A 243-nucleotide genomic window follows, 5' to 3' on the forward strand; every position below is an offset into this window, starting at 1 on the left:
CGGCGAGACACCCTTCCAGCCCGCGCTGTAGTTGTGCCGGTCCCCCTCCTTCCAGGCGTGGAGTTCGAACGGGCTGACCTGGGTGTGCATGAACGGATTCCTCTTCGGTCTCAGGGATCTCGGGGTCTCGCGGTCGGGGTCAGTCGAAGGGGTTCAGGGCACTGCCCAGCTTCTTCGCTCCGCTCGCGATCCCGGAGCCCACGTCGGACGCCTTGTCGCCGATCCAGTCCCCGGCCTCCTCGA

It is taken from the genome of Streptomyces aureus, assembly GCF_001418135.1.
Lineage (GTDB): Bacteria > Actinomycetota > Actinomycetes > Streptomycetales > Streptomycetaceae > Streptomyces > Streptomyces aureus_A.